Annotated in this window: 17 protein-coding genes; 9 read left to right on the top strand and 8 right to left on the bottom strand. The window is 71.9% G+C overall.

What is annotated here, in order from left to right; translation table 11 throughout:
* Window positions 1–26: 26 nt before the first annotated feature.
* Together ACFXJ5_RS22980 and ACFXJ5_RS22975 are read right to left on the bottom strand one after the other, a co-directional pair.
* The gene (locus ACFXJ5_RS22980) at window positions 27–1,307 is read right to left on the bottom strand and encodes an ABC transporter substrate-binding protein (protein WP_384634012.1); all 1,281 of its coding nucleotides are present in this window, start codon (window positions 1,305–1,307) and stop codon (window positions 27–29) included.
* Between the two features lie 10 nt (window positions 1,308–1,317).
* The gene (locus tag ACFXJ5_RS22975; RefSeq protein WP_384634009.1) at window positions 1,318–2,256 is read right to left on the bottom strand and encodes a carbohydrate kinase family protein; all 939 of its coding nucleotides are present in this window, start codon (window positions 2,254–2,256) and stop codon (window positions 1,318–1,320) included.
* Window positions 2,257–2,378: 122 nt separating this feature from the next.
* On the opposite strand from ACFXJ5_RS22975, the gene ACFXJ5_RS22970 reads away from it, so the two are divergent.
* The 8 genes from ACFXJ5_RS22970 to ACFXJ5_RS22935 all read left to right on the top strand — a co-directional run bounded on the left by ACFXJ5_RS22970 (window position 2,379) and on the right by ACFXJ5_RS22935 (window position 15,976).
* On the top strand, window positions 2,379–3,224 hold the full coding sequence (locus tag ACFXJ5_RS22970; RefSeq protein ID WP_384634006.1) for a DeoR/GlpR family DNA-binding transcription regulator: 846 nt from the start codon (window positions 2,379–2,381) through the stop codon (window positions 3,222–3,224).
* Entirely contained in the window at window positions 3,221–4,564 is a 1,344-nt protein-coding gene (locus ACFXJ5_RS22965) for a 6-phospho-beta-glucosidase (protein WP_384634003.1), read from the top strand. The genes ACFXJ5_RS22970 and ACFXJ5_RS22965 overlap by 4 nt, the downstream gene beginning before the upstream one ends.
* 3 nt (window positions 4,565–4,567) lie before the next feature.
* The gene (locus tag ACFXJ5_RS22960) at window positions 4,568–7,768 is read left to right on the top strand and encodes an alpha-mannosidase (RefSeq protein ID WP_384634001.1); all 3,201 of its coding nucleotides are present in this window, start codon (window positions 4,568–4,570) and stop codon (window positions 7,766–7,768) included.
* Complete coding sequence (locus ACFXJ5_RS22955; RefSeq protein ID WP_384633998.1) at window positions 7,759–8,523, top strand: endonuclease/exonuclease/phosphatase family protein; 765 nt, start codon at window positions 7,759–7,761, stop codon at window positions 8,521–8,523. The genes ACFXJ5_RS22960 and ACFXJ5_RS22955 overlap by 10 nt, the downstream gene beginning before the upstream one ends.
* A gap of 16 nt (window positions 8,524–8,539) precedes the next feature.
* On the top strand, window positions 8,540–11,482 hold the full coding sequence (locus ACFXJ5_RS22950; protein ID WP_384633995.1) for a glycoside hydrolase family 2 TIM barrel-domain containing protein: 2,943 nt from the start codon (window positions 8,540–8,542) through the stop codon (window positions 11,480–11,482).
* 30 nt (window positions 11,483–11,512) lie between these two features.
* Window positions 11,513–12,271 (top strand): uracil-DNA glycosylase, encoded by a 759-nt coding sequence (locus ACFXJ5_RS22945; RefSeq protein ID WP_384633992.1) that lies wholly within the window; start codon window positions 11,513–11,515, stop codon window positions 12,269–12,271.
* 334 nt (window positions 12,272–12,605) lie between these two features.
* On the top strand, window positions 12,606–13,166 hold the full coding sequence (locus ACFXJ5_RS22940) for a carboxymuconolactone decarboxylase family protein (protein ID WP_384633990.1): 561 nt from the start codon (window positions 12,606–12,608) through the stop codon (window positions 13,164–13,166).
* A gap of 71 nt (window positions 13,167–13,237) precedes the next feature.
* Window positions 13,238–15,976, top strand: a complete 2,739-nt coding sequence (locus ACFXJ5_RS22935) for an AAA family ATPase (RefSeq protein WP_384633987.1) — start codon at window positions 13,238–13,240, stop codon at window positions 15,974–15,976.
* Here ACFXJ5_RS22935 and ACFXJ5_RS22930 read toward each other — a convergent pair.
* The 6 genes from ACFXJ5_RS22930 to ACFXJ5_RS22905 form a co-directional block, all read right to left on the bottom strand.
* Window positions 15,948–16,364 carry a hypothetical protein gene (locus tag ACFXJ5_RS22930; protein WP_384633985.1) on the bottom strand — a complete coding sequence of 139 codons (417 nt, stop codon included), beginning with the start codon at window positions 16,362–16,364 and terminating at the stop codon, window positions 15,948–15,950. The genes ACFXJ5_RS22935 and ACFXJ5_RS22930 overlap by 29 nt on opposite strands.
* A gap of 260 nt (window positions 16,365–16,624) precedes the next feature.
* On the bottom strand, window positions 16,625–17,680 hold the full coding sequence (locus tag ACFXJ5_RS22925) for a S66 peptidase family protein (protein WP_384633983.1): 1,056 nt from the start codon (window positions 17,678–17,680) through the stop codon (window positions 16,625–16,627).
* 55 nt (window positions 17,681–17,735) lie between these two features.
* Window positions 17,736–18,758, bottom strand: a complete 1,023-nt coding sequence (locus ACFXJ5_RS22920) for a LacI family DNA-binding transcriptional regulator (RefSeq protein WP_384633981.1) — start codon at window positions 18,756–18,758, stop codon at window positions 17,736–17,738.
* 26 nt (window positions 18,759–18,784) lie between these two features.
* Window positions 18,785–19,681 (bottom strand): carbohydrate ABC transporter permease, encoded by an 897-nt coding sequence (locus ACFXJ5_RS22915; protein WP_384633978.1) that lies wholly within the window; start codon window positions 19,679–19,681, stop codon window positions 18,785–18,787.
* Complete coding sequence (locus ACFXJ5_RS22910; protein ID WP_384634119.1) at window positions 19,678–20,625, bottom strand: carbohydrate ABC transporter permease; 948 nt, start codon at window positions 20,623–20,625, stop codon at window positions 19,678–19,680. The genes ACFXJ5_RS22915 and ACFXJ5_RS22910 overlap by 4 nt, the downstream gene beginning before the upstream one ends.
* Before the next feature lie 17 nt (window positions 20,626–20,642).
* Entirely contained in the window at window positions 20,643–21,938 is a 1,296-nt protein-coding gene (locus ACFXJ5_RS22905) for an ABC transporter substrate-binding protein (RefSeq protein ID WP_384633975.1), read from the bottom strand.
* Between the two features lie 159 nt (window positions 21,939–22,097).
* Between ACFXJ5_RS22905 and ACFXJ5_RS22900 the strand changes: the two genes are divergently transcribed.
* Entirely contained in the window at window positions 22,098–24,095 is a 1,998-nt protein-coding gene (locus ACFXJ5_RS22900) for a beta-galactosidase (RefSeq protein WP_384633972.1), read from the top strand.
* Window positions 24,096–24,171: the final 76 nt, after the last annotated feature.

The raw sequence follows: 24,171 nt of genomic DNA, 5'->3' as shown, positions 1-24,171 counted from the left end.
GGGAGCGGCGGGGGCGGCGGACGACGTCACACGCTCACGCCCTGCCGCTGCGCGATCTGCTTGGCCTGGGTGACCGCGTCCTTCCAGGCGTCGTCGGGCTTCTTGCCCTTGGTCTCGACGTTGGTCAGCTCGGTGGCGTACGGGGCGTAGACGGCGGCGTCGGCCGGGGCCTCGTAGGCGACGGGAATGCTCTGGGCGGCGGGGCCGAAGACGTCGATGAGCTTCTGCCCGCCGAAGAACGCGCTGCCGGAGGTCATGGCGGGCGTCTTGTAGGCGGCCGGGGCGGCGGGGAAGATCGACGCGTCGGTGAAGCCGCGGGCGCCGTTCGCGGGGCTGAGCAGCCAGCTGATGATCTTGAAGGCTTCCTCGGGGTTGCGGCACTGCTTGGGCAGCGCAAGGTACGAACCGCCGTTGTTGGCCGGGCCACCGGGCATGGGGGCCACCCGCCACTTGCCCTTGGTGTCGGGCGCCGCGTCCTCGATGTCCAGGGCGTGCCATGCGGCGCCGATCTCGGTGCCCAGGGTGCCGCTGCCGATCGCCTGGTTCCAGCTGCTGTCGTTGATCTTGGCGTCCACGCCCAGCTGGTAGGGGCGTACCGCGAGCTTCCAGCAGGCGCGGATGTGGTCCTGGTCGCCGATGAACTTGTTGTTCTCGTCGATCATGCGGCTGGTGCCCTGGCCGACGGCGTTGCTGAAGACCGAGCTGAGGTTGTTGACCAGGAAGGTCTTCGGCAGGGCCTTGTGCAGCTCGGTGCCGAGCGCGAACCAGTCCTCCCAGGTCTTGACCTGCGCGGCGACCTTGTCGGGATCGGTGGGCAGCCCGGCCCTGGCGAAGAGGTCCTCGCGGTAGTACATCGCGGTCGGGCCGATGTCGATCGGGAAGCCGATCTGCTTGCCGTCCTGGGTCTGGGCCAACTTGGTCTTCCAGCCCAGATACTGCGAGGAGATCTTCTTGAAGCCCAGGTCGTTGAGGTCGAGGAAGCGGCTGGCGTTGGGCAGGAAGGACGCTATGTCCTCGCCCTTGATGCCGGTGATGTCGGGTATCCCGGTGCCGCCGGCGATCGTCGTCAGCAGCTTGGTCTTGAACTCGCCGCCGATCTGCGACGCCTTCAGCGTCACCTCCGTGAAGTGCTTCTCGGCGTCCTTGACGACCTTGTCGCTGAGCCCGCCGCCCCAGTACCAGAGGGTGAGGTTCTTGCCGTTCTTGGTGCCGCCACTCGACCCGGAGGTTCCGCATGCGGCGGTCATGCCGGCTGCGGCGGCGGTCAGCGCGGCCGCCTGCAGGAACGTTCTGCGGGAAAGGTCCACGGTAGCTCTCCTACTGTTCGGGCTGTACGAGCGGTTCGAGGTCCTGCAGGAACGGCGCTGCGGCCGCTCCGCCGATCCGCTGCACGGACAGCGAGGCGGCTTGGTTGGCGAAGCGCAGCCGCTCGGCGAGCGACCGGCCTGCGAGGGTGGCGGCGACCAGCGCGGCGCCGAAGACGTCTCCGGCTCCGGTGCTGTCCAGGGCCGGTACGTCGAGGCCGCGTACGCCGGCCCGTTCGCCGGTCGCCCGGTCCACGGCGATGGCGCCGCCGGCGCCGAGGGTGACCACGGCCAGCGGGACCAGCTCGCTCAGCGCCTCCAGGGCGGCATACGGGCTGTCCTCGCCGGTGTAGGCCATGGCCTCGGCCTCGTTGGGGAGGAAGGCGTGGCAGTCGGGGAGCTGGGCCAGGATGGCGTCGCCGTGGCGCTCGGCCTGTTCCCAGCCGGCGTCGGCGAAGACCAGGGTGCCGGCGTCGGCGGCGGTACGTATCCACTGCTGCGGCTCGGGCCCGAGGTGGGCCACGGCCGCACGGGCGGGCGGCGGGGTGCCGATCAGCTCGTCGGGGCTGTCCGGCGGGGGCTGTCCATGCGTGATCAGGGCGCGGTCGCCGTCGTACGCGAGGGACACGGTGACGGGGGTCGGCCAGTCGGGATAGCTGCGGGACCGGGAGAGGTCGATGCCCTCGCCGTCGGCGAGCAGTTGCCGGCAGTACGCGCCGGTCAGATCGTCACCGAAGGCGGCGGCGAGCGAGACGCGCAGCCCGAGGCGGCTGAGCGCCACCGCGAAGTTGGCGATGCCGCCGGGGCTGGAGCCCATGCCCTTCGTCCAGATCTCCGCGCCCGGTGTCGGAGCGGACTCCAGGCCGGTGAATCCGATGTCGTAGAAGAGCAGACCCGACAGGAAGACGTCTGGCGTCTGCCCGCCGGATGGGGTGCTATGTGCAGGATGCACGATGCGGCCTTCCTCTCCCGGAGGGGAATTGCGCAGAAGCTTGCACCCCACGCAGAGATTTGACAAGAGTCGCTCAGAAAAGTGCGTGACTATGCTCGACTTTGAGGGGTAGGGTCAGCGCCATGCTTCCCGACCGACGACATGAGCTGATCCTCCGGGCACTCCGCTCGGACGGACCCACCGCCGTCACCGTGCTGGCCGAGCAGTTGGGCACCAGCCAGGCGACGATCCGCCGCGACCTCCTGCAGTTGGAGGACGAGGGCCTGCTCAAGCGGGTCTACGGCGGCGCGGTGCCGGTCATCGGCGAGGACGACCCGTTCACGGACGTGGCGGGCGTACGGGTGGAGGCCAAGGACGCGCTCGCCGCCTGGTGCGCGGCGCAGGTCCGGGACGGCGAGACCGTGCTACTCGACATCGGCACCACCGCGCACCGGGTCGCCAGGCAGCTGCGCGGCCGGTCGCTGACGGTGATCACCAGCAACCTCGCCGTCTACGAGGAGCTGCAGGACGACAAGGAGATACAGCTCGTCCTGCTCGGCGGCGTCGTCCGCCGCGACTACCGCTCCCTGGTCGGCTTCCTCACCGAGGACAACCTGCGCCAGGTCCGCGCCGACGTGCTGTTCCTCGGCACCAGCGGCGTACGGCCCGACGGCCAGGTACTCGACACCACAGCGGTGGAAGTCCCGGTGAAACGCGCCATGATCGCCGCCAGCGACAAGGTGGTGCTCGTCGCCGACGCCGCGAAGTTCCCCGGCACCGGCATGGCCCGGGTCTGCGGCCCCGAGGATCTCGACCTGGTCGTGACCAACGCCCCCGCCGACGGAAAGACCCGCGCCTCGCTCAGCGAGGCCGGCGTGGAGGTGGTCGAAGTACGCTCCAGCCCACCGGGGAGCGAGTCCCCGAACCCCCACGAAGAGCCGGGGCCGGCCCGCCGACCCGGTGCGGCAACGCGAGGTGAATCCGCATGAAACTCACGATTCTCGGCGGCGGAGGCTTCCGGGTCCCCCTCGTCTACCGCGCCCTCCTGGAGGACCGGGCCGGCGGCGGAGTCACCCATGTCACCCTGCACGACCTCGACGCCGGGCGGCTCGACGCCATCGTCAAGGTGCTGCGCGAACAGGCGGCCGGAGTCCCCGACCCGCCCGAGGTCACCGTCACCACGGACCTCGACGAAGCGGTCAGGGGCGCGGACTTCGTCTTCTCCGCGATCCGGGTCGGCGGCCTCGCCGGACGCGTCATCGACGAGCGCGTCGCCCTGGACGAGGGCGTACTCGGCCAGGAGACGGTCGGCGCCGGCGGCATCTCGTACGGACTCCGTACGATCCCCGTCGCCGTCGACATCGCCCGCCGCATCGCCCGGCTCGCCCCCGACGCCTGGGTCATCAACTTCACCAACCCCGCCGGCATGGTCACCGAGGCGATGTCCCGCCACCTCGGCGACCGCGTCATCGGCATCTGCGACTCACCCGTCGGCCTCGGCAAGCGCGTCGCGCGCGCCCTCGGCATCGACCCCGAGCGCGCCTGGTTCGACTACGCGGGCCTCAACCACCTGGGCTGGCTGCGGGCCATCCGGGTCGACGGCGTCGACCTGCTGCCGCGTCTGCTCGCCGACGACGACGCCCTGACCTCCTTCGAGGAAGGCAAGATCTTCGGGGCGGACTGGCTGCGCACCCTCGGCGCGGTGCCCAACGAATACCTCCACCACTACTACTTCAACCGCGAGTCGGTCGCCGCCGCCCGTGCCGCCGAGCACACCCGCGGGGCCTTCCTGCTCGACCAGCAGCAGCGCTTCTACGAGCAGATGCGCGCCCCCGGCACCGCCCCCTTCGAGGCCTGGGACGCCACCCGCCTGGAGCGCGAGGCCACCTACGGCGCCGATGTCCGCGAAGCCGCCGGCGGGGGCGAGCGTGACTCCTGCGACCTGGAGTCCGGCGGCTACGAACTGGTCGCCCTGGCCCTCATGCGCGCCATCGCCCTGGACGAACGTACGACCCTGATCCTCAACGTACGCGGCAGGGGCGCCCTGCCGCCCCTCGACGGCGACGCGATCGTCGAGGTCCCCTGCCACGTGGACGCCAACGGCGCCCGTCCGATCACCGGCGACCCGCTGCCCGACCACGCCGTCGGCCTGGTCATCTCGGTCAAGGCCGTCGAGCGGGCGGTCATCCACGCCGCGACCACCGGCGAGCGGGCGGCCGCGCTGCGGGCCTTCGCCCTGCACCCCCTGGTCGACTCCGTGGCCGTCGCCCAGCGGCTGCTCGACGGCTACCAGAAGCACGTACCCGACCTCGCCTATCTCCGGGACTGAGCCATGCATGACGACCGCAAGCAGGTGGAGGCCCGCCTCGACCGCGCCCTGGAGCAGCGGATCCGCCCGGCTGTGTACGCCGCGTCGGTCCCGCTGACGCTCACCGCCTGGCACGTCCCGGACGAACCGGTCCCGGTGGCCGAGGCCCTGGCCGCCGAGTACGGGCCGTTCGCGGTCGGCGAGCGCTGGGGGAGGCCCTGGTCCACCAGCTGGATCCGGGCCGTCGGCACCGTCCCCGCCGACTGGGCCGGCAGGCGCGTCGAGGCCGTCTTCGACCTCGGCTTCGTCGGCGACTGGCCCGGCAACCAGGCCGAGGCCCTGGTCTACGACGCCGCCGGCCACCCGGTGAAGGGCATCGAGCCCCAGAACCACTACGTCCCCGTCGCCAACCCGGCGACCGGCGGCGAACCGGTCGAGCTCCTGCTGGAGGCCGCCGCCAACCCCGACATCCTGGCCAAGGGCTTCCTGCCGACCCCGTTCGGAGACAAGCTCACCGCGCCCCCCGAGCCGCTCTACACCTTCGGCCGCGCCGACCTCGCCGTACTCGACGAGAACGTCTGGCACCTGGTGCTGGACATCGAGGTCGCGGCCGAGCTGATGCGCGAACTGTCCGACTCCGACCCGCGCCGCCACGAGCTGCTCCGCGCCCTGGAGCGCATGCTCGACGCCCTCGACATCGCGGATGTGCCGGCCACCGCCGCTGCCGCCCGCGCCGAGCTGGCGGACGTGCTGTCCCGGCCCGCGAACGCCAGCGCGCACACCCTGTCGTCCGTCGGCCACGCCCACATCGACAGTGCCTGGCTGTGGCCGCTGCGCGAGACCGTACGCAAGACCTCGCGGACCTTCTCCAACGTCACGGCCCTGGCCGCCGACTACCCCGACTTCGTCTTCGCCTGTTCCCAGGCCCAGCAGTACGCCTGGGCCAAGGAGCACCACCCCGAGGTCTACGCCCGGATGCAGGACGCCGCCAAGGCCGGCAACTGGATCCCGGTCGGTGGCATGTGGGTCGAGGCCGACGGCAATCTGCCCGGTGGCGAGGCCCTGGCCCGGCAGCTCGTGCACGGCAAGCGCTTCTTCGCCGACGAGTTCGGCGTCGAGTGCGAGGGGGTGTGGCTGCCCGACTCCTTCGGCTACACCGGCGCCTACCCGCAGCTCGCGAAGCTGGCCGGCATGAAGTGGTTCCTGACCCAGAAGATCTCCTGGAACCAGACCAACAGAATGCCCCACCACACCTTCTGGTGGGAGGGCATCGACGGCAGCCGCGTCTTCACCCATTTCCCGCCCGTCGACACCTACAACGCGGTCTTCACCGGCGAGGAGATGGCCCATGCGGTCCGCAACTACGCCGACAAGGGCGGCGGCACGCGGTCGCTGGTCCCCTTCGGCCACGGCGACGGCGGCGGCGGCCCCACCCGCGAAATGATGGAGAAGGCCCGCCGCCTGCGTGACCTGGAAGGGTCCCCCAAGGTCGTCGTCCAGGACCCCAACACCTTCTTCCGCGACGCCCAGGCCGAATACCCCGACGCCCCCGTCTGGACCGGCGAGCTCTACCTCGAGCTGCACCGGGCCACCTACACCAGCCAGGCCCGCACCAAGTCCGGCAACCGGCGCAGCGAACATCTGCTCCGCGAGGCCGAGTTGTGGGCCGCCACGGCCGCCCTGCGGGCCGGCTTCGCGTACCCGTACGAGGATCTGGACCGCCTGTGGAAGACGGTGCTGCTGCACCAGTTCCACGACATCCTTCCCGGCTCCTCCATCGCCTGGGTGCACCGCGAGGCCGAGGCGACGTATGCGCAGGTGCGGGCGGAGCTGGAGGCGGTCATCGCGGAGGCAGGAGCCGCATTGGCCGGGACGATCGGCCCGGGAGCCGCGCTTCCGGGCGCCGAGGTGGAGGGCAATCGTCCCGCGGGGCGGGACGGGTGGGCACAACCCGGCCACCTGGCCGCGCCCTGGGTCTTCAACGCCGGCCCCCGGCCGCGCTCGGAAGTCGTTGCCGTCCCGGCAGACCTCGCGGCGTCAGCCGAACTGACCGGACAGCCGCTCTCCGACGGCGCCGTCGCCGTCTACGCCACGGTGCCCGGCTCCGGAGCCGCCCCCCTGACCACCGCCCAGCCCCTGGTCCCCGTCACGGTCACCGACCGCGTCCTCGACAACGGTCTGGTCCGCCTCACGCTGGACGACGAAGGACTCTTCGCCTCCGTACGGGACCTGGCCGCCGACCGCGAGGTCCTCGCGCCGGGGGAGCGCGGCAATCTCCTGCGGTTGCACACGGATCTGCCGAACCAGTGGGATGCCTGGGACATCGACCGGCACTACAAGCGGCAGTACACCGACCTCACCGAGGTCGACGCGATCACGGTGGTCGAGAGCGGCCCGCTGGTCGGTGCCGTGCGGATCGAGCGGAGCTTCGGAAAGTCGAAGATCACGCAGACCGTGCGGCTGCGCGCGGGGAGCCCGCGCATCGACATCGAGACCGAGATCGACTGGCACGAGACCGAGAAGATCCTCAAGGCGGCCTTCCCGCTGGACGTGCACGCCGACCGCTCGGCGGCCGAGATCCAGTTCGGGCACGTCTTCCGGCCCACGCACACCAACACCAGCTGGGAGGCGGCCCGGTTCGAGGTCTTCTGCCACCGCTGGGTACATGTCGCCGAGGCGGGCTACGGAGTGGCCGTCATCAACGACTCGACGTACGGCCACGATGTCGGCCGCGCCGCCCGCGAGGACGGCGGTACGACCACCACCCTGCGCCTCAGCCTCGTCCGCGCGCCCCGCAGCCCCGACCCGGCGGCGGACCAGGGCGCCCACAGGATGACGTACTCGCTCCTCCCGGGCGCGTCCGTCGCCGACGCCGTCGAGAGCGGCTACGCGCTCAACCTGCCGCTGCGGGTGGCCCCCGGATCCCCGGCCGCCGAGGCCGCAGGGCCGCTGGTGGGCCTGGACGGCAGGGAAGCGGCGATCGAGGCGGTCAAGCTCGCCGACGACCGGTCGGGGGACGTCGTGGTCAGGCTCTACGAGTCGCTGGGCGGCCGGGCCACGACCACCCTGCGGCCGGGCTTCGCGGTGGCACACGCGCAGGTCACCGACCTGCTGGAACGGCCGCTGGCGGGCGAGCAGCCGGTCGAGCCCGACGCGGACGGCGGGATCGCGGTGAGCCTGCGGCCCTTCCAGGTGCTGACCCTGCGGCTGACGCCGTGCGCATAGCGACGCTCAACATCTGGTGCCGGCGCGGTCCCTGGGCGGACCGGCTGGCGCTGATCCGGGGCGAGCTGCGGCAGCTCGCCCCGGAGGTGGTCGCCCTCCAGGAGGTCATCCGGGACCGGGACGGCTGCCAGGCCCACGAGATCGCCGCCGGGCTGGGCCACACCGTCGCGTACGCCCCGGCGGCCTTCCGCCAGGGCAACGCCCTGCTCAGCGCCCACCCGGTGCTGGAGCAGCAGGTGTTGGTGCTCCCCGGCGCCGACCGCGCCGAACCGCGGGCCCTGCTCTGCGTCCGCCTGGACACCCCGCGGGGCGAACTCCCGGTCTTCGTCACCCACCTGGCCTGGAAGGCGAACGAGAGCGCGCTGCGCCTGGAGCAGGTGCGCTTCATCGCCGAACGTGTCGCCGAGTTCGCCCCGCCCGGCAGCGGCCTGCCACCCGTCCTCGCCGGGGACTTCAACGCCGGCCCCGGAACCCCCGAGATCGCCCACCTCACCGACAGCGGCTGGACCGACGCCTGGGCCCACGCCGGGGACGGCACTGAAGGCTTCACCTTCCACCGGCGCAACGACTACGCCCGGGAGTGGAACGAGCCGGACCAGCGCCTCGACTACCTCTTCGTACGCAATGGCAAAGGCAGCGGCCCCGGCCCCGGCAGCGGTGACCTCGTGCCCAAGAACACCCGGCTCGCCTTCACCAACCCCGTCGGCGGCGTCTGGCCCTCCGACCACTTCGGCGTCGTGACCGATCTGCACTGAAGGGACCCCCCACCCCATGCCGCAGCCCTGGGACTCCCCGGAGAGCGTCAGCCTGCATCGGAACCGCATGCACGCCGTGGTCCGTCCCGCGGCCGACCGGCTGCCGCTGGACGGCCGTTGGCGGTTCCAGCTGCTGCCCCACCCCGAGGCACCGCTCGCCCGCCGCTGGACCTACCTCGACGTCCCCGGCTGCTGGACCGTCCAGGACTTCGACGACCTCCACGGCGTCGACGACCGCCCGCAGTACACCAACACCCGGATGCCCTGGCCCGAGCCCCCGCCGCACGTTCCCGCCACCAACCCCACCGGCGTCCACGAACGGGACGTCGACATCCCGGCGGAGTGGGCCGGCCGCCGGATCGTCCTGCACGTCGGCGCGGCCGAGAGCGTCGTCATCGCCGAGGTCAACGGCGTCCCCGTCGGCTTCGGCAAGGACTCCCACCTGGCGGGCGAGTTCGACATCACCGCCGCTGCCCGCCCCGGCGAGCGCAACACCCTGCGCCTCACCGTCGTCAAATGGTCCGACGCCAGCTATCTGGAGGACCAGGACCAGTGGTGGCACGGCGGCATCACCCGCCCCGTCCACCTCTACGCCACCGACCCGCTGCACCTCGCCGACATCCGGATCACCGCCTCCGCCGAGGGCGCGCTGGGGGTGGCCGTCCAGGTCCGTACGACCCAGGCCGACGGCGTCCTCCCCGCCGGCTGGACCGTCTCCGGCCTCCTGCGCACCCCGCAGGGCTTCGTCGAACTCTGGCAGGACCAGGACTTCACCGCCGCGTGCGTGGCGAGCGACCGCGTCTCGGACTTTCTCGGCGAGGCCCTGCTGACCGCCTCGCTGCCCGGCGTACGGCAGTGGTCGGCCGAAGCCCCGCAGCTGTACGACCTCACCGTCCGCCTCGCCCACCCCGACGGCCGGATCGCCGACACCTCCCACCACCGCGTCGGCTTCCGCACGGTCGAGATCGCCGGCCACGAACTCCTCGTCAACGGCGCGCCCGTCTACCTGCGGGGCGTCAACCGGCACGACTTCCACCCCCGCACCGGCCGCGTCGTCACCCCCGACGACATGCGCGCCGACCTGTGCCTGCTCAAGGCGTACGGCTTCAACGCGATCCGTACGTCCCACTACCCGCCCGACCCGGCCCTCCTCGACCTCGCCGACGAACTCGGCCTCTACATCGTCGACGAGGCCGACATCGAGACCCACGACCACGCCCACGAGCTCGCCGACGACCCCCGCTACCTCGCCGCCTTCACCGACCGCGTCGCCCGCATGGCCCTGCGCGACAAGAACCACCCCAGCGTCGTCATCTGGTCGCTGGGCAACGAGAGCGACTACGGCGCCAACCACGACGCCGCCGCCGGGTGGCTGCGCCGCTACGACCCCACCCGGCCCGTCCAGTACGAGGGCGCCATCAAGGACGACGACGGCCGCTGGGAGGACAGGCCGCAGACCGCGAGCGACATCATCTGCCCGATGTACGCCTCCATCGAGCAGATCACCGCCCGCCCGCACACCAAGCCGCTGATCCTGTGCGAGTACTCGCACGCCATGGGCAACAGCAACGGCACCCTCGCCGAATACTGGCAGGCCATCGAGTCCACGCCCGGTCTGCAGGGCGGCTTCGTCTGGGAGTTCTGGGACCACGGCATCCTCCAGCGGTTGACCGACGGGCGTCCCGCCGGGCCGGGAGCCCCGACGGGTTCGTACGCCGCCGGGGTCACCGCCACCGGCTACCGCTGGGCGTACGGAGGCGACTTCGGCGACGAGCCGAACGACGGCAACTTCTGCGCCGACGGCCTGGTCTTCCCCGACCGCACCCCCAAGCCCGCCATGGCCGAGCACCGCGAACTCGCCGCCCCGCTACGCCTGGAGCGCACCCCGGACGGCCAGGTCCTGGTCCACAACCGCCAGCACTTCACCGACCTGGCCTGGCTCACCGCGCAATGGCACGCCGGCGCCTGGACCGCCCCCGCGCCGCTCCCGCACGTCGCCCCCGGCGGCAGTGCGGCCCTCCCGCTGCCCAGCAACCTGCCCCCGTACGGCGAACTCCGCCTCACCCTGCGCGTCACCACCGCCGCCGACCTGCCGTGGGCACCGCGCGGCACCCTCGTCTGCACCCCGCAACTCGTGCTCCGCGAGGACCGCCGCGACCTCCTCGGCCGCGCCGGGGCCACGCTCGGGGCCACCCCGGTCGAGCTGGACGCCGAAGGCCTCCTCGTCCATCCGCTGCTGACCGCCCCGCCGGTCCTCAGCCTCTGGCGTGCCCCCACCGACAACGACCGCTGGGGCGGGATGGCCGACCGCTGGGAAGCGCTCGGCCTGCACGCCCCGGAACGCAAAGCCCTCTCGGTCGAGCGCGACGGGCAGGCCGTCGTCATCCGCTCGGCGTACGACACCGGCGCCGGCACCGTCACCCACGAGCAGGTCATCACCCCGCTCACGCACGGCCTGATCATCGAGGAGACCGCCGTGCTCCCCGAAGGCCTCACCGACGTCCCCCGGGTCGGCACCGTCCTGGAAACCGTCGCCGGCTTCGACACCCTCGACTGGTACGGCCAGGGCCCCGGCGAGACCTACCCCGACCGCTGCTCCTCCGACCCCGTCGGCCACCACCACGCCCCCGTCGACGCCCTCCTCACCCCCTACCTCCGCCCCCAGGAGAGCGGCGGCCGCCACGCCGTCCACCACTTCGCCCTCACCGGCCCGCGCCCCGACGGCCCCGCCCTCACCGTCCACCTCGACCGGCCCCGCCAGGTCAGCGTCAACCGCTTCCGGGCCACCGACCTCGCCGCCGCCACCCACCACGACGCCCTCGTCCCCCGCCCCGGCTGCGTCATCCACCTCGACGCCGCCCACCGCGGCCTCGGCACCGCCTCCTGCGGCCCCGACACCCTGCCCCGCTACCTCGTCGGGCCCGGCACCTACCGCTGGGCGTGGACCATGTCCTCCTGACCGGCGATCCGGCGTGAAAGGGTGGGAATCATGCCCGACGCCACCGCCTTCCCCGCCCACGAGGCGCCCCGGGCGGGCACCCTGGCCCAGCTGGACGAACGGGTCGTCCACTGCCGCGCCTGCCCCCGCCTGGTGGCCTGGCGCGAGGAGGTCGCCCGGGTCAAACGCCCCGCCTTCCAGGACTGGGACTACTGGGGGCGGCCCCTGCCCGGCTTCGGGCCCGCGGACGCCGCCCTGGTGATCACCGGGCTGGCGCCCGCCGCCCACGGCGCCAACCGCACCGGTCGCATGTTCACCGGCGACCGCTCCGGCGACATCCTCTACGCGGCCCTCCACGCCCTCGGCCTCGCCTCGCAGGCCACCGCCACCCGCCCCGGCGACGGCCTGGAGCTGTACGGCGTCCGAGTCACCGCGCCCGTACGCTGCGCCCCGCCCGCCAACAGCCCCACCCCCGCCGAACGCGACACCTGCCGCCCCTGGCTCGCCCGGGAACTGCGGCTGCTCCGCCCCACCGCCCGCTCCGTCGTCGCCCTGGGCCGCTTCGGCTGGCAGGCCGTCCTCCCCGCCCTCGCCACTGCCGGCTGGACCATCCCCTCCCGCCCCCGCCCCGCCTTCGCCCACGGCGCCCGCGTCACCCTCGCTCCCGCCGAGGAAGGCGTCGCCCCGGTGACCCTCATCGGCTGCTACCACGTCAGCCAGCGCAACGTCTTCACCGGCCTCCTCACACCGGCCATGCTGCGCGACGTGCTCCGGGCGGCCGCACAGGCCGCAGGCCTCGACCCTGGCTGATACCGGCGATGTCACATCCGGGCCCGCCCGGCCCGTCGTACCCCTGAAGGCACGATCCCGCCGCCTCCAGGAGGAACGACCGCCATGGCCCGCATCTCGCTCGACCCGCCCCGCACCCCCCTCATCCGCATCACCGAGTGGGCCCCTCCTTTTGACGCCGCCCTCGCACCGATCGGCCCCTGGGGGCCTCTCGGGCTTCGGATGGCTGCGCCGGGCTCCGTCCGTCGGGTCGGGGCGCTGTCCTTGCTGGGACCGGCGGTGTCACATCCGGGCCGGCCCGGTCCGTCGTACCCCTGAAGGCACGATCCCGCCGCTTCCAGGAGGAACGACCGCCATGGTCCGCATCTCGCTCGACCCGCCCCGCACCCCCCTCATCCGCATCACCGAGTGGTATTCCCGCCGCAAGTACGGCAAGGTCCTCGACCCGGGCAAGGCGATCGGCCACAACCCGAAGGTGCTGATGTCCTACGCCCGCTTCGAGCAGTCCGTGGTGAAGTGGAAGGCCCTGGACCCCGGGCTCAAGCACCTGGCCGTCATGGTGTCCGCCGCGCGGATCGGCTGCTCCTGGTGCGTGGACTTCGGCCATTGGACGGCGGAGGGACTGGGCCTGCCGATGGACAAGATCAGCCTGGTGCCGACGTGGCGGGACCACGCCGACGCCTTCGGCGAGCTGGAACTCTGGGTCATGGAGTACGCCGAGGCCATGACCGACACCGAGCCCACGGTCACCGACGCGCTCGCAGGGAAGCTGCTCGCCCGGCTGGGGGAGCCCGCGTTCGTCGAACTCACGGCGATCGTCGCGGTGGAGAACCTGCGCTCCCGCATCAACAGCGCACTGGGCCTGACCAGTCAGGGCTTCTCCGACACGTGCGCGGTGCGACCGGCGAACCGGTGACAAACCACCACAGGAGTACGGTGGAGCAGCCACCCGGTGCACAACCGAGGCACTTGTAGGGAGCGGTCGTCATGACCGAACAGCTCGGCGAACAAGGGGACTTCGTCGGGCGTAAGCCCGAAAGCGCGCTGCTCCGCCAACTGTACGGAGAAGCCGCCGCCGGACGGCCGCGGCTGGTCGTCGTCGAAGGGCCGGCCGGTATCGGGAAGACCGCGCTGGTACGCCGCTTCCTCGCCGAGTCGGCCGTACCCAGGGTGATGTCGGCCGGGGGCGCGGAGAACGAGGCGACGCTGCCGTACGGCGTGCTGGGACGGCTGGTCGACGACGGTCGTGGCTACGGCGATCCGCTGGCCGCCGGGTCCCGGCTGCTGGAGGCGGTCGGCGAACTCCAGAGCCAGGGCCCTGTCGTCCTGGTGGTGGACGACATCCACTGGGCCGACGCGCCGTCGCTCCACGCCCTGGCCTTCGCCCTGCGGCGGCTGCGCGCCGACCAGCTGCTGGCCGTGCTGACCGTACGGAACGCCGATGACCGGCGGCTGCCCGAGGGACTGCGCCGGGTCCTCGCCGACGACACCACCGTACGGATGCCGCTGGGCGGGCTGACGCTCCCGGAACTCACCGAACTCGGAGTGAGGATCGGCCGCGGGCCACTCCCGGCGGGGGCGGCCGCCCGGCTGCACGCCCACACCCGGGGCAACCCGCTGCACTGCCGCGCCCTGCTCGAACAGCTCCCGGACGCCGTGCTCGGCGACACCGCGACGCCGCTGCCGGCCCCGCACTCGTACACCCTGCTCGTCCTCGACCGGCTCGCGCACTGCGCCCGCCCCACGCGGGACCTCGTCGGCGCGGCCGGGGTGCTGGGCACGCCGTGCCCGCTGGACGCGGCCGCCCGGCTGGCCGGGCTCGACGACGACGAGATGCTCGCCGCCCTCGACGAGGCGGTGGCGCACCGCCTGTTGAACGAGGAACGGCACGGCTGCGCGACCATGGTGGCCTTCCCGCACCTCCTGGTGCGCGCGGCCGTCTACCACGAGCTGGGGCCGGCCCGGCGGACCGAACTCCACACAAGGGCCGCGGAGACGGCGGACGGGGAGTTCACCCGGCTGCACCACCGGGTACTCGCCGCCCACGGGCCGGACGCCCGGCTCGCCGCCGAACTCGCCCACCACGCCCGCCCCCGCGCCCGTGGCGGCCTGTGGGCGGAGGCGGCGACCCTGCTCCACGACGCGTCGCGGCTCGCCGTGCCGGGCGCCGAGCGCGGCCGGCTCGCCGTCGAGGCCGTGGAGGCGCTGCTGATGGACGGCCGGGTCGACGAGGCCGTCGGCCTGGTCGAGGCGCTGCCGGCCGGTACGCCCCCCGCGGCCCGTCGGTACGCGGAGGGCTACGTGGCCGTCGTACAGGGCCACAACTCCCGTGGCGCCACCCTTCTCGACGAGGCGTGGCGGCTCGACGGCCCCGGCGCGGATCCCGCACTCGCCGCCCGGATCGCGGCGCGACTGGCCTACGCGGAGCTGCTGCGCGGGCACGGCGCTCTGGCCAGGGAATGGGCCGAGACCGCCCTGCGGGCATCGGACGGCGGGTCCGGCAGCGGCCTGCTGCGCTACTGCCATCTGATCGCACTCGGCCTGAGCGGCGCGGGCGAGGAGGGGCTGGCCCGCACCGACCGTCTGCCCGCACCGGCACTCGTACCGCGGGAGGACGCCGACCTGCTGCTCGGCCGAGGGATGCTGCACCTGTGGTCGGACCGGCTCGCCGTCGGCCACAGCGAACTCCAGGCGGCGACGGTCGTGTTACGGCAGGGGCCGGGGCCGATGCGGGTGCTCGCGGTGACGCTCCTCGGCCAGGCCGAATACCGGCTGGGGCGCTGGGACGAGGCGGTGACGCACCTGGAGTTCGCGTCCTCGATCGCCATCGACGGCAGTCAGCTCTGGTTCGCCCCCATGCTGCACGCGGAGGCCGCCGTCGTGCTCACGGCCCGCGGCGACTTCGACCGGGCGGCCAGGCATGTGCGTATCGCGCGGGCGTCCCCCGACCACACGGACAGCACCGACTCGGCTCACTTCCACGCGGCCCGTGCCCAGGCCCTCCTCGCCACGGTCCGCGGCGAGCCGGCGGAAGCCGTCGCCGTACTGCGATCCCTGACGGCCTGCGACCTGACGCACGCCGTGAACGCGCCGGGCTGCTTCCTCTGGCGGGACCTGCTGGCCGACGCGCTGGTGGCGTGCGAGGCGTACGACGAGGCCGAAGCCGTGCTCGCGGTGTTCGAGGAACTGGCCCTCGCCGGTGGCTGCCACTCGGACCTGTCGGCCGCCTGCCGGGTCCGCGGCAACCTGCACGCGGCCCGCCACGAGCCCAAAGCCGCGCAGGACGCCTACGCGGAGGGGATCGAGCACGCGGTGCGAGCCGGCTACCCCTTCCACCGGGCCCGGGCGGAACTCGACTTCGGCGTCTTCCTCCGCCGCGCCGGCCGCCGCACCACGGCAAAACAGCACCTGCGCGAGGCGCGGGTGCTGCTGGCGGAACTGGGCGCCGTACCTTTCCTGAAGACCTGCGACCGCGAACTGGCCGTCTGCGGGGTCCGCCCCGACGGCGCCCCCGCGTCGCCGCCCCGGGACGGCCTCACCCCTCAGGAGCACGCTGTCGCGCAGCTCGCGGCGACCGGGCTGACGAACCGCCAGGTCGCCCGCGAACTGATCCTGAGCGTCAAGACTGTCGAGTACCACCTCAGCCATGCCTACGCGAAGCTCGGCATCGGTTCCCGGATGGGCCTCGTCGAGCAGATTACTTCTGGATCAGGAACGGCTGGCTGAGCGCCAGCGTCGCGCCGGGGGTCTGGCTGCCGTAGCTCACGGCGCCGTACGCCTCGGCCAGGTGGCCCTTGCGCTTGGCCAGTTCGGCCTTGCTCACGGTGAACGAGAAGTTGGCCGCCGGGTTCATCCAGTGCTGGTCGGCGAAGTGTCCTTCGACCTCTCCGGCCTTCGTCGCGCCCTGGACCTTCGCGGGGATGATGCTGCCGTCGGTGAGGTCCCGGACGACGAGGGTGACGCAGTACGCGCCCTGGTTCTGGTGGAGTGTCCCGCCCGCTTCGGCGTCGATCACGATCTCGGCGTCCGTGTGGGAATCCAGGGTCACATCGGCGATCGAGCCCTTCGGCTCACGGCTGAACACTCGTACGATCTGGGCGTCGTTCGGTCCCATGGCGTCCTTTCCCTCGACCGGTGAATCCGGTTCGATGCCCCCAACGCTAGGCACGGCGCCGCACCCCGGCCTCCGGCAAAGCCCCGGGGACAACCCGGGGTTCGGGGTGCGGCGTCGCCTCAGTACGTCACGAAGATCCGCCGCGCCGGCCCGTCCCGATCTTTCACGCCGCCCTCGCGCTGCTTCGCAGGCTTCGGGACGGCTGCGCCGGACTCCGTCCGTCGTGCCGGGGGCGCCCCCAGCCTGGGCGTGAGTACAGGTCAGTAGGTGACGAAGATCCGCCGCGCCGGCCCGTCCACCCGCACCCGGCCGCCGTACGGCATGACGATGCGCGGGTCGGTGTGGCCGAGGTCGACGTCGAAGACGGCGAGGGTGTCGGGGGCGTACTCCTTGAGGGCGCGGAGGACGGCCTCGCGCTGCTTCGCCGAGTAGGCCTCACGCTCCTCCGCCGCCAGCGGAGCCTCGAAGGACCAGCTCTGTGGCCGGCCCATCAGCACGGCCGGGAACTGGGCGAGCAAGCCACGCTCGCCCATGTTGCGGAGGATCCGGTAGACCTCCTCGGCGCTCGGCATCTCCTCCGACGTCTCCAGGAAGAGGACGCAGCCCGTGTACTCCTCGACCGGGAGGATTTCCCGGTCCGCCATCATCAGCCAGGAGAGGATCTCCAGACAGCCGCCCCAACTCACGCCCTCCACCACACGGTCCGCGTTGTGCCAGATCCAGCTGTCGGCGGGCTCCATGGCCGGCGCCGTCTCGAAGGTCGCCGGGTCCTCCCAACGCCCGGCCACGTACCGGGTCTCGCCGGGGGAGGTCAGCTCGTACTCCTCGCCCGAGGTGAACACCGCCGCCCGCAGCGCGCTCTCGGACAGCGGGTGCATCGCGACAGGGCGCCCGAACTCGGCCATCACAGCGCCGCCGTAGTAGCCGACGATCCCGGAATTCCACAGGTGGGCCAGGAAGTTGGTGTTGTCGCTCCACCCGAAGAACGGCTTGGGGTTGGCCCGGATCAACTCCCGGTCCAGATACGGCAGCACGGTGATCTGGTCATCCCCGCCGATGCTGGCGAAGACCGCCTTGATCGTCGGATCCGCGAACGCCGCGTGAATGTCGGCGGCCCTGTCCTTCGGACTCGAGCCCATCCGGCGCGTCGTGGCGTACTCCACCGGTACGAGCCCGAAGTCCTCGGTAAGGCGCCTCAGCCCCAGCTCGTACGGCTGCGGAAACAGCTCCGGCAGCCCGGCGCCGGGCGACAGCACGGCAACGCGGTCCCCGGGGCGGGGCTTGCTGGGATACGCGGGATATCCGGGCTTCGGCATTGCCCGATGCTACGGGCGCCGCCGCGCCGTCTCCAGCCATTTCCCGGGCCGCCGCTCAGGCCGACTCGCGGCGGACCAGCTCCGTCGGGAGGATCACCGCGGAGGGTTCCTCGCCCGCTATGCGGGCCAGCAGGACGCGGACCATTTCGGCGCTGATGCGGGACCAGGGCTGGCGGATGGTGGTCAGTGGGGGCCGGGTGCCGAGGGCGGCGGGGGAGTCGTCGAAGCCGCCGACGGCGACGTCTTCGGGGACGCGGCGGCCGGCGTGGTCGAGGGCGGTGAGTGCGCCCTGGGCCATGAGGTCGGAGGCGACGAAGACGGCGTCGAGGTCCGGGGCGTGCTCGAGGAGGGTGGCCATGGCCGCCTCGCCGCTGGCGCGGCTGTAGTCGCCCTCGGCGACGAGCCGCTCGTCGGCCTCGAGGCCGGCGGCCGCCAGCTCCTCGCGGTAGCCGGCGAGCCGCTGGACACCGCCGGGCGTGTCCAGCGGGCCGGTGATCATGGCGATCCGGCGGCGGCCGGACCCGGCGAGGTGCCGGACCATCTGGTGGGCGCCGCCGCGCTCGTCGACGGCGACGTACGCGATCGCCCGGCTCTGCCCCAGGGGCTCGCCGCACGCGACGACCGGCACGCCGGCCTTCTCCAGGCGCTCGGCCATGGGGTTGCCGGAGTGGCTGGAGACCAGCAGGACGCCGCCGACGTGGCCGCCGGTGATGTACCGCGTTATGCGCCGCCGCTCGGCCTCGGTGCCGGCGATCATGAGCAGCAGCGGGATGTCGTGGGCGGCCAGCGCCTGCGTGCAGCCGCGGAGCAGCACATTGAAGTTCGGGTCCTCGAAGAACCGCTCCTGTGGCTCGGTGAGCAGGAAGCCCACCGAGTCCGACCGCCCGGTGATGAGGCTGCGGGCGTGCCGGTTGACGACATAGCCCGTGCGGCGGATCGCCGCGTTGACCGCCTCGAGCGCCGCCGGGCTGACGTTGTGCCCGCCGTTGAGCACGCGGGACACGGTGCCACGGGAGACTCCGGCCTCGCGTGCCACGTCATGGATCGTGGGCGGACGACGTCGTTCGGTGCGGCTCATACGGCGCTTTCTCTCGGTGGCATTCGTCAGGACTTTACGGCCCCGGACAGCAGGTCCAGGCTCCAGAATCGCTGGATCACCAGGAAGAGCGCGATCAGCGGGACGATCGCCAGCAGCGCGCCGGTGATCACCAGGGTGTACAGGGCAGGGGCGGAGGCGCCCTGCTGGAGCAGGGTGTAGAGGCCGAGGGTGACCGGGAACTTGTTGTCATCGCCCAGCATGATGAAGGGGAGCAGGAAGTTGTTCCAGACCGCCACGAACTGGAAGAGGAAGACGGTCACCAGTCCCGGCACCATCACCGGCAGCGCGATCCGCCGGAAGATCCCCCACTCGGTCGCCCCGTCCATCCGCGCCGCCTCGATCACGTCGTCCGGCACGGCGGCGGAGGCGTAGATCCGAGCGAGGTAGATGCCGTACGGGGACAGGATGCTCGGCAGCAGCACCGAGAGGTAGCTGTCCGCGAGGTTGGCCTTCGCCATCAGCAGGTACGTCGGGATGGCGAGGATGACCGGCGGCATGAGCACCCCGGTGAGCAGGACGTTGAAGATCGACTCGCGGCCCCGGAAGCGGTACTTGGCCAGGGCGTAGCCGCTCACCGCCGAGACGGCGGTCGACAGCAGCGCACCGAAGCCCGCGTAGAAGAGGGAGTTGAGCATCCACTTCCAGTAGACGCCGTCGCGGTAGGCCGTCAGGTCGGAGATGTTCCGGGCGAGACCGGTGCCGGGCAGGAAGGTGAAGGTGGAGAACAGATCGCTGCTGCTCTTGGTGGACGCCACCAGCACCCACGCCACCGGTAGCAGGCAGTACGCGGCGCCGAGCAGCAGGACGACGGTCGGGAGCAGCCCGGCACGGCGGGAGCGCCGGGCGGTGGCCGGTCCGGACGCCTTCCGGAGGCCGGGTCGGGCGACGGTGGTGGCGCTCATCGGGATTCTCCCTGGCTCGTACGGGAGTTGGCGACCTTGAGGAAGCCGAAGGACAGCACGAGGGTGATGACGGCGATGACCACGGAGGTCGCGGCCGCCGAGTAGATGTCGCCGCGTACGAAGGCGTCCTGGTAGACCTTCATCAGCGGGCTCCAGGTGGTGGAGATGGAGTTGGTCAGCGGCTTGAGGGTGGTCGGTTCGCTGAACACCTGCAGGGTCGCGATCATCGAGAAGAAGAAGGTCAGGACGAGCGCCGGCGCGATGGTCGGGATCTTGATCCGGAGCGCGATCTGCAGCTCCGAGCAGCCGTCGATCCGGGCCGCCTCGTAGATCTCGGTGGGCACCGCACGCAGCGAGGTGTAGATCACGATCATGTTGAAGCCGGTGCCGCCCCAGACCGCGATGTTGGCGAGCGCCCCGAACATGGCGCCGCCGGACAGCAGGTCCGGGATGGGCAGGCCCAGCTTGCCCAGTACGAAGTCGAACGGGCTCACGGTGGGCAGGTACAGAAAGCCCCACAGCAGGGCGGCGACGACGCCGGGGACCGCGTACGGAAGGAAGATCGCGAGCCGGGAGAAGCCGCGCAGCCGGGTCCGGTTGGCGTCCAGCATCAGGGCGAAGAGCAGGGCGAGCCCCAGCATGGTGGGGACCACCAGGGCGCCGTAACCGATGATGCGCAGGGCGCCGTGGACCAGTTCGGTGTCGCTGAGGACGCCGGTGTAGTTGCTCAGGCCCGCCCAGACCTCGTGGCGGGCGTTCTTGCCCAGGCCGAGTCCGCTGATCCGGACCTTGTGCAGGCTGAGGTAGACCGCGTAGCCGATGGGCAGCGCGAAGAAGAGCAGGAACAGGACGGTCGCGGGGACCAGGAAGCCGTACGGCGCGAGACGCGGCCCCGCGACACGCTGACGTGACGCGCGCGCGGGGGTGGCCTTCGTGGTGGCCATGGCGGTGGAGGTCATGATCAGGAGACCTTGAACCCCTGCTTCTTCATGTCGGCGACGGTCGTCTGCTGCATGCTGCTCAGCGCGGCGCCGAAGTCCGACTTGCCCTGGGCCGCCGTGCCGAAGGAGTCCTTGAAGGCGCTGTAGGCGACGTTGACGTTGGGTCCCCAGGAGGCGCCGGCGGTGGTCTTCGCGATCGCCGCGGCCTTGGTGTAGAAGTCCGGCTGGTTGGAGAAGAAGTCGGGGGCCTTGGCGAGCGCTCCGCCGGTCTGTGCCTCGGTGGCGGCCGGGTAGATGCCGCCGTTCTTCACCAGCGCGGCCACGGCCGTCGGGTCGGTGTTGAGCCACGTGGCGAACTTGACCGCCGCGTCCTTGTGCGAGGAGTCGTTGGTGACGCCGGTGGTGGAACCGCCCCAGCTGCCGGTGGAGTTGTCGCCGGCGTTCCACTGGGGGAGCGGGGCCATCGCCCACTTGCCCTTGGTGGCGGGCGCGGCGGAGGTGAGCACGCCGGGGGCCCAGACGGCGCTGACCCAGGCGATCTGGGTGCCGGTGTTGAGCGCCTTGTTCCAGGCCGGGGTGTACATCGGCTGGTTGTCGATGGCGCCGTCCTTGACCAGGCCGCCCCAGAAGTCGGCGACCTTCTTGGAGGCCGCGTCATCGATGCCGACGGTCCACTTGTCGCCGCTGGACGTCCACCACTTGGCGCCGGCCTGCTGCGACAGACCCGCGAACAGGCCCGGGTCGTTGGCCGAGAAGGTGGTCAGCGACTTCTTGCTGTCCTTCTTCTTCAGCGCCTTGGCGGTGGCCGCGAACTCGTCCCAGGTGGTGGGGACGGTCAGGTTGTACTTCTTGAACAGGTCCTGGCGGTAGTAGAACATCAGCGGCCCGGTGTCCTGCGGGATCGCGTACACCGCGTCCGAGCCGAGCGTGACCTGCTGCCACACGCCGTCCGCGAAGCTCGACTTGGCGTCCCCGGCCTGCCCCGATATGTCGGCGAGGACGTCGTTGCTGACCAGGGTGGGGAGCGCCTGGTACTCGGCCTGCACCAGGTCGGGGGACTTGTGGGCCTTCGCGGCGGTGATGATCTTGGTGACCAGATCGTCGCCCGACGCCTGCTTCTTCACGGTCACGTGGATGTTCGGGTGCGACGTGTTCCAGATCGCCGCGACCTTGTCGAGACCGGGCGCCCAGGCCCAGTAGGTGAGGTTGACCGGGCCGGCGTCGGCCTTGTCGCTGCTGCTGGACGAGCTGCAGCCCGCGAGCAGTGCGGCTGCCATGACGGCTGCGGTGGACGCCGCGAAGACGCGGTGGTTCATGGGGTTCCTCCCCTGGCGAGGGCGCTGTGATCGTTCACAGTGACGCTGTGGCGTTCACAATAGAGAAACTTTCCGGACACTTGTCAATGCTTGTTGCCATGCGGTTATCTAGGCCGGGTTACCGATCAGGTGACTGTGCACGTTCCCAAAGGAGATTCGATGTCGCGTCTTGCCTACGGCGGTGACTACAACCCCGAGCAGTGGCCGGAGGCGGTCTGGCAGGAGGATGTGGCCCTGATGCGCCAGGCCGGCGTCACCATGGTCAGCCTCGGCGTCTTCTCCTGGGCGCGGCTGGAAACCGCACCCGGTGTCCACGATTTCGGCTGGCTCGACCGGGCGCTCGACCTGCTGCACGCCCACGGCATCCGCGCCGACCTCGCCACCCCCACCGTCGTACCGCCCGCGTGGTTCTACGCCGCACACCCCGACGCGCTGCCGGTCACCAAGGAGGGCGTGCGGTACGGATTCGGCTCACGCGGCGCCATCTGCCACAGCTCGGCCGCCTACCGGCAGGCCGCCGCCGGGATCACCGAGCAACTCGCCCGGCGCTACGGCAAGCACCCCGCCGTCGCCATGTGGCACGTCCACAACGAGTACGGCGTCCCGGTGAGCGCCTGCTACTGCGAGGCCTCCGCCGCGGAGTTCCGCGGCTGGCTGCGCACCCGGTACGAGACCCTGGACGCCCTCAACGCCGCCTGGGGCACCGCCTTCTGGGGCCAGCACTACGGCGACTGGGCGCACGTCGACGTACCCCGCGCCACCCCTTCCGTCGGCAACCCGGCCCAGCAGCTCGACTTCGCGCGGTTCACCGACGAGACCGTACGCGGCAACTTCATCGCCGAACGCGACATCCTGCACCGCCTGGCCCCCGGCATCCCGGTCACCACGAACTTCATGACCGCCCTCAGCCAGAGCGACTCCATGGACTACTGGGCCTGGGGCCGCGAGGTCGACTTCGTCACCAACGACCACTACCTGATCACCGACGGCCGCCGCACCCACGTCAACCTCGCCATGGCCGCCGACCTCAGCCGCTCGGTCGCCGGCGGCGGCCCCTGGCTGCTGCTGGAGCACTCGCCCAGCGGCATCAACTGGCAGCCCCGCAACCCCGCCAAGCGCCCCGGCGAGATGGCCCGCAACAGCCTGGCGCACGTGGCCCGCGGATCGGAGGGCGCGATGTTCTTCCAGTGGCGGCAGTCCCGGTACGGGGCCGAGAAGTACCACTCCGCGATGCTTCCGCAGGCAGGCACCGACAGCCGCGTCTGGCACGAGGTGGTCGCCCTCGGCGCGGACATCGGCGCGCTCGCCGACGTCCACGGCAGCCGCACCGTCGCCGACGCCGCCATGCTCTGGGACTGGCAGTCCTGGTGGGCGCAGTCGCTGGACTGGCGGCCCAGCGTCGACCACGACGCCCGCGAGCGCGCCGACAGCTTCTACGAGGCGCTCTACGACCGGCACCTCACCCTCGACTTCGCCCACCCCGAAGCCGACCTGTCCGGTTACCCCCTGGTCGTCGTGCCCGCGCTCTACCTCGCCACCGAGGCCGTCGGCCAGAAGCTGCGTGCCTACGTCGAGGGCGGCGGCACCCTCGTCGTCTCGTACTTCTCCGGCATCGTCGACGAGCACGACACCGTCCACCCCGGCGCCTACCCCGGCGCCCTGCGCGAGGTGCTCGGGCTGACCGTGGAGGAGTGGTCGCCGCTGCTCGCCGGTGAGCAGGTCCGCATCGAGGCGGCCGACGGCTCCGAACTGCCGGCCGACGTCTGGACGGAGTTCGTCGTCCCCCGTGGCGCCGATGCCGTCTGGACCTACGCCGACGGCCCCGCCGCCGGAGGCCCGGCCGTCACCCGGTACGAGCTGGGCCAGGGCACCGCCTGGTACATCTCCACCCGGCTCGCCCCCGAAGCCCTCGACACCGTGCTCGCCGCCGCAGCCGCCGACGCCGGGATCAGCCCCCGCGACGACCTGCCGCGCGACGTCGAGGTGGTGCGGCGCACCGGAGAGCACGGCTCGTACGTCTTCGTGATCAACCACACCGCCACCGAGGTCAAGGTCCCGCTCAGTGCCGCCGGCACCGAAGTGCTCACCGGCGAGCGGGCGGCCGGCGTGCTGGCGGTGCCGCCGGGCTCGGTCCGCGTGGTGCGCGCGGACAGCTAGGGCCCTACTGACTCCGGCCGCCTGACCCGGGAGGTCAGCCGGCCGGCCGGGGCGGCGTCTTCGCGTACGCGGAGGG

The organism is Streptomyces sp. NPDC059373, from assembly GCF_042751495.1.
Taxonomy (GTDB): Bacteria; Actinomycetota; Actinomycetes; order Streptomycetales; family Streptomycetaceae; genus Actinacidiphila.
The sequence above is the reverse complement of the archived record's forward strand: the minus strand, read 5'-3'. Positions and strand labels throughout refer to the sequence as shown.

Excerpts from the sequence above, each read along its gene's own strand:
- ACFXJ5_RS22960 (WP_384634001.1), top strand. The coding sequence starts at position 4,568 with ATGCATGACGACCGCAAGCAGGTGGAGGCCCGCCTCGACCGCGCCCTG.
- ACFXJ5_RS22970 (WP_384634006.1), top strand. The coding sequence starts at position 2,379 with ATGCTTCCCGACCGACGACATGAGCTGATCCTCCGGGCACTCCGCTCG.
- ACFXJ5_RS22950 (WP_384633995.1), top strand. The coding sequence starts at position 8,540 with ATGCCGCAGCCCTGGGACTCCCCGGAGAGCGTCAGCCTGCATCGGAAC.
- ACFXJ5_RS22945 (WP_384633992.1), top strand. The coding sequence starts at position 11,513 with ATGCCCGACGCCACCGCCTTCCCCGCCCACGAGGCGCCCCGGGCGGGC.
- ACFXJ5_RS22915 (WP_384633978.1), bottom strand. The coding sequence starts at position 19,681 with ATGAGCGCCACCACCGTCGCCCGACCCGGCCTCCGGAAGGCGTCCGGA.
- ACFXJ5_RS22925 (WP_384633983.1), bottom strand. The coding sequence starts at position 17,680 with ATGCCGAAGCCCGGATATCCCGCGTATCCCAGCAAGCCCCGCCCCGGG.
- ACFXJ5_RS22905 (WP_384633975.1), bottom strand. The coding sequence starts at position 21,938 with ATGAACCACCGCGTCTTCGCGGCGTCCACCGCAGCCGTCATGGCAGCC.
- ACFXJ5_RS22910 (WP_384634119.1), bottom strand. The coding sequence starts at position 20,625 with ATGGCCACCACGAAGGCCACCCCCGCGCGCGCGTCACGTCAGCGTGTC.
- ACFXJ5_RS22920 (WP_384633981.1), bottom strand. The coding sequence starts at position 18,758 with ATGAGCCGCACCGAACGACGTCGTCCGCCCACGATCCATGACGTGGCA.
- ACFXJ5_RS22935 (WP_384633987.1), top strand. The coding sequence starts at position 13,238 with ATGACCGAACAGCTCGGCGAACAAGGGGACTTCGTCGGGCGTAAGCCC.
- ACFXJ5_RS22940 (WP_384633990.1), top strand. The coding sequence starts at position 12,606 with ATGGTCCGCATCTCGCTCGACCCGCCCCGCACCCCCCTCATCCGCATC.
- ACFXJ5_RS22930 (WP_384633985.1), bottom strand. The coding sequence starts at position 16,364 with ATGGGACCGAACGACGCCCAGATCGTACGAGTGTTCAGCCGTGAGCCG.
- ACFXJ5_RS22900 (WP_384633972.1), top strand. The coding sequence starts at position 22,098 with ATGTCGCGTCTTGCCTACGGCGGTGACTACAACCCCGAGCAGTGGCCG.
- ACFXJ5_RS22965 (WP_384634003.1), top strand. The coding sequence starts at position 3,221 with ATGAAACTCACGATTCTCGGCGGCGGAGGCTTCCGGGTCCCCCTCGTC.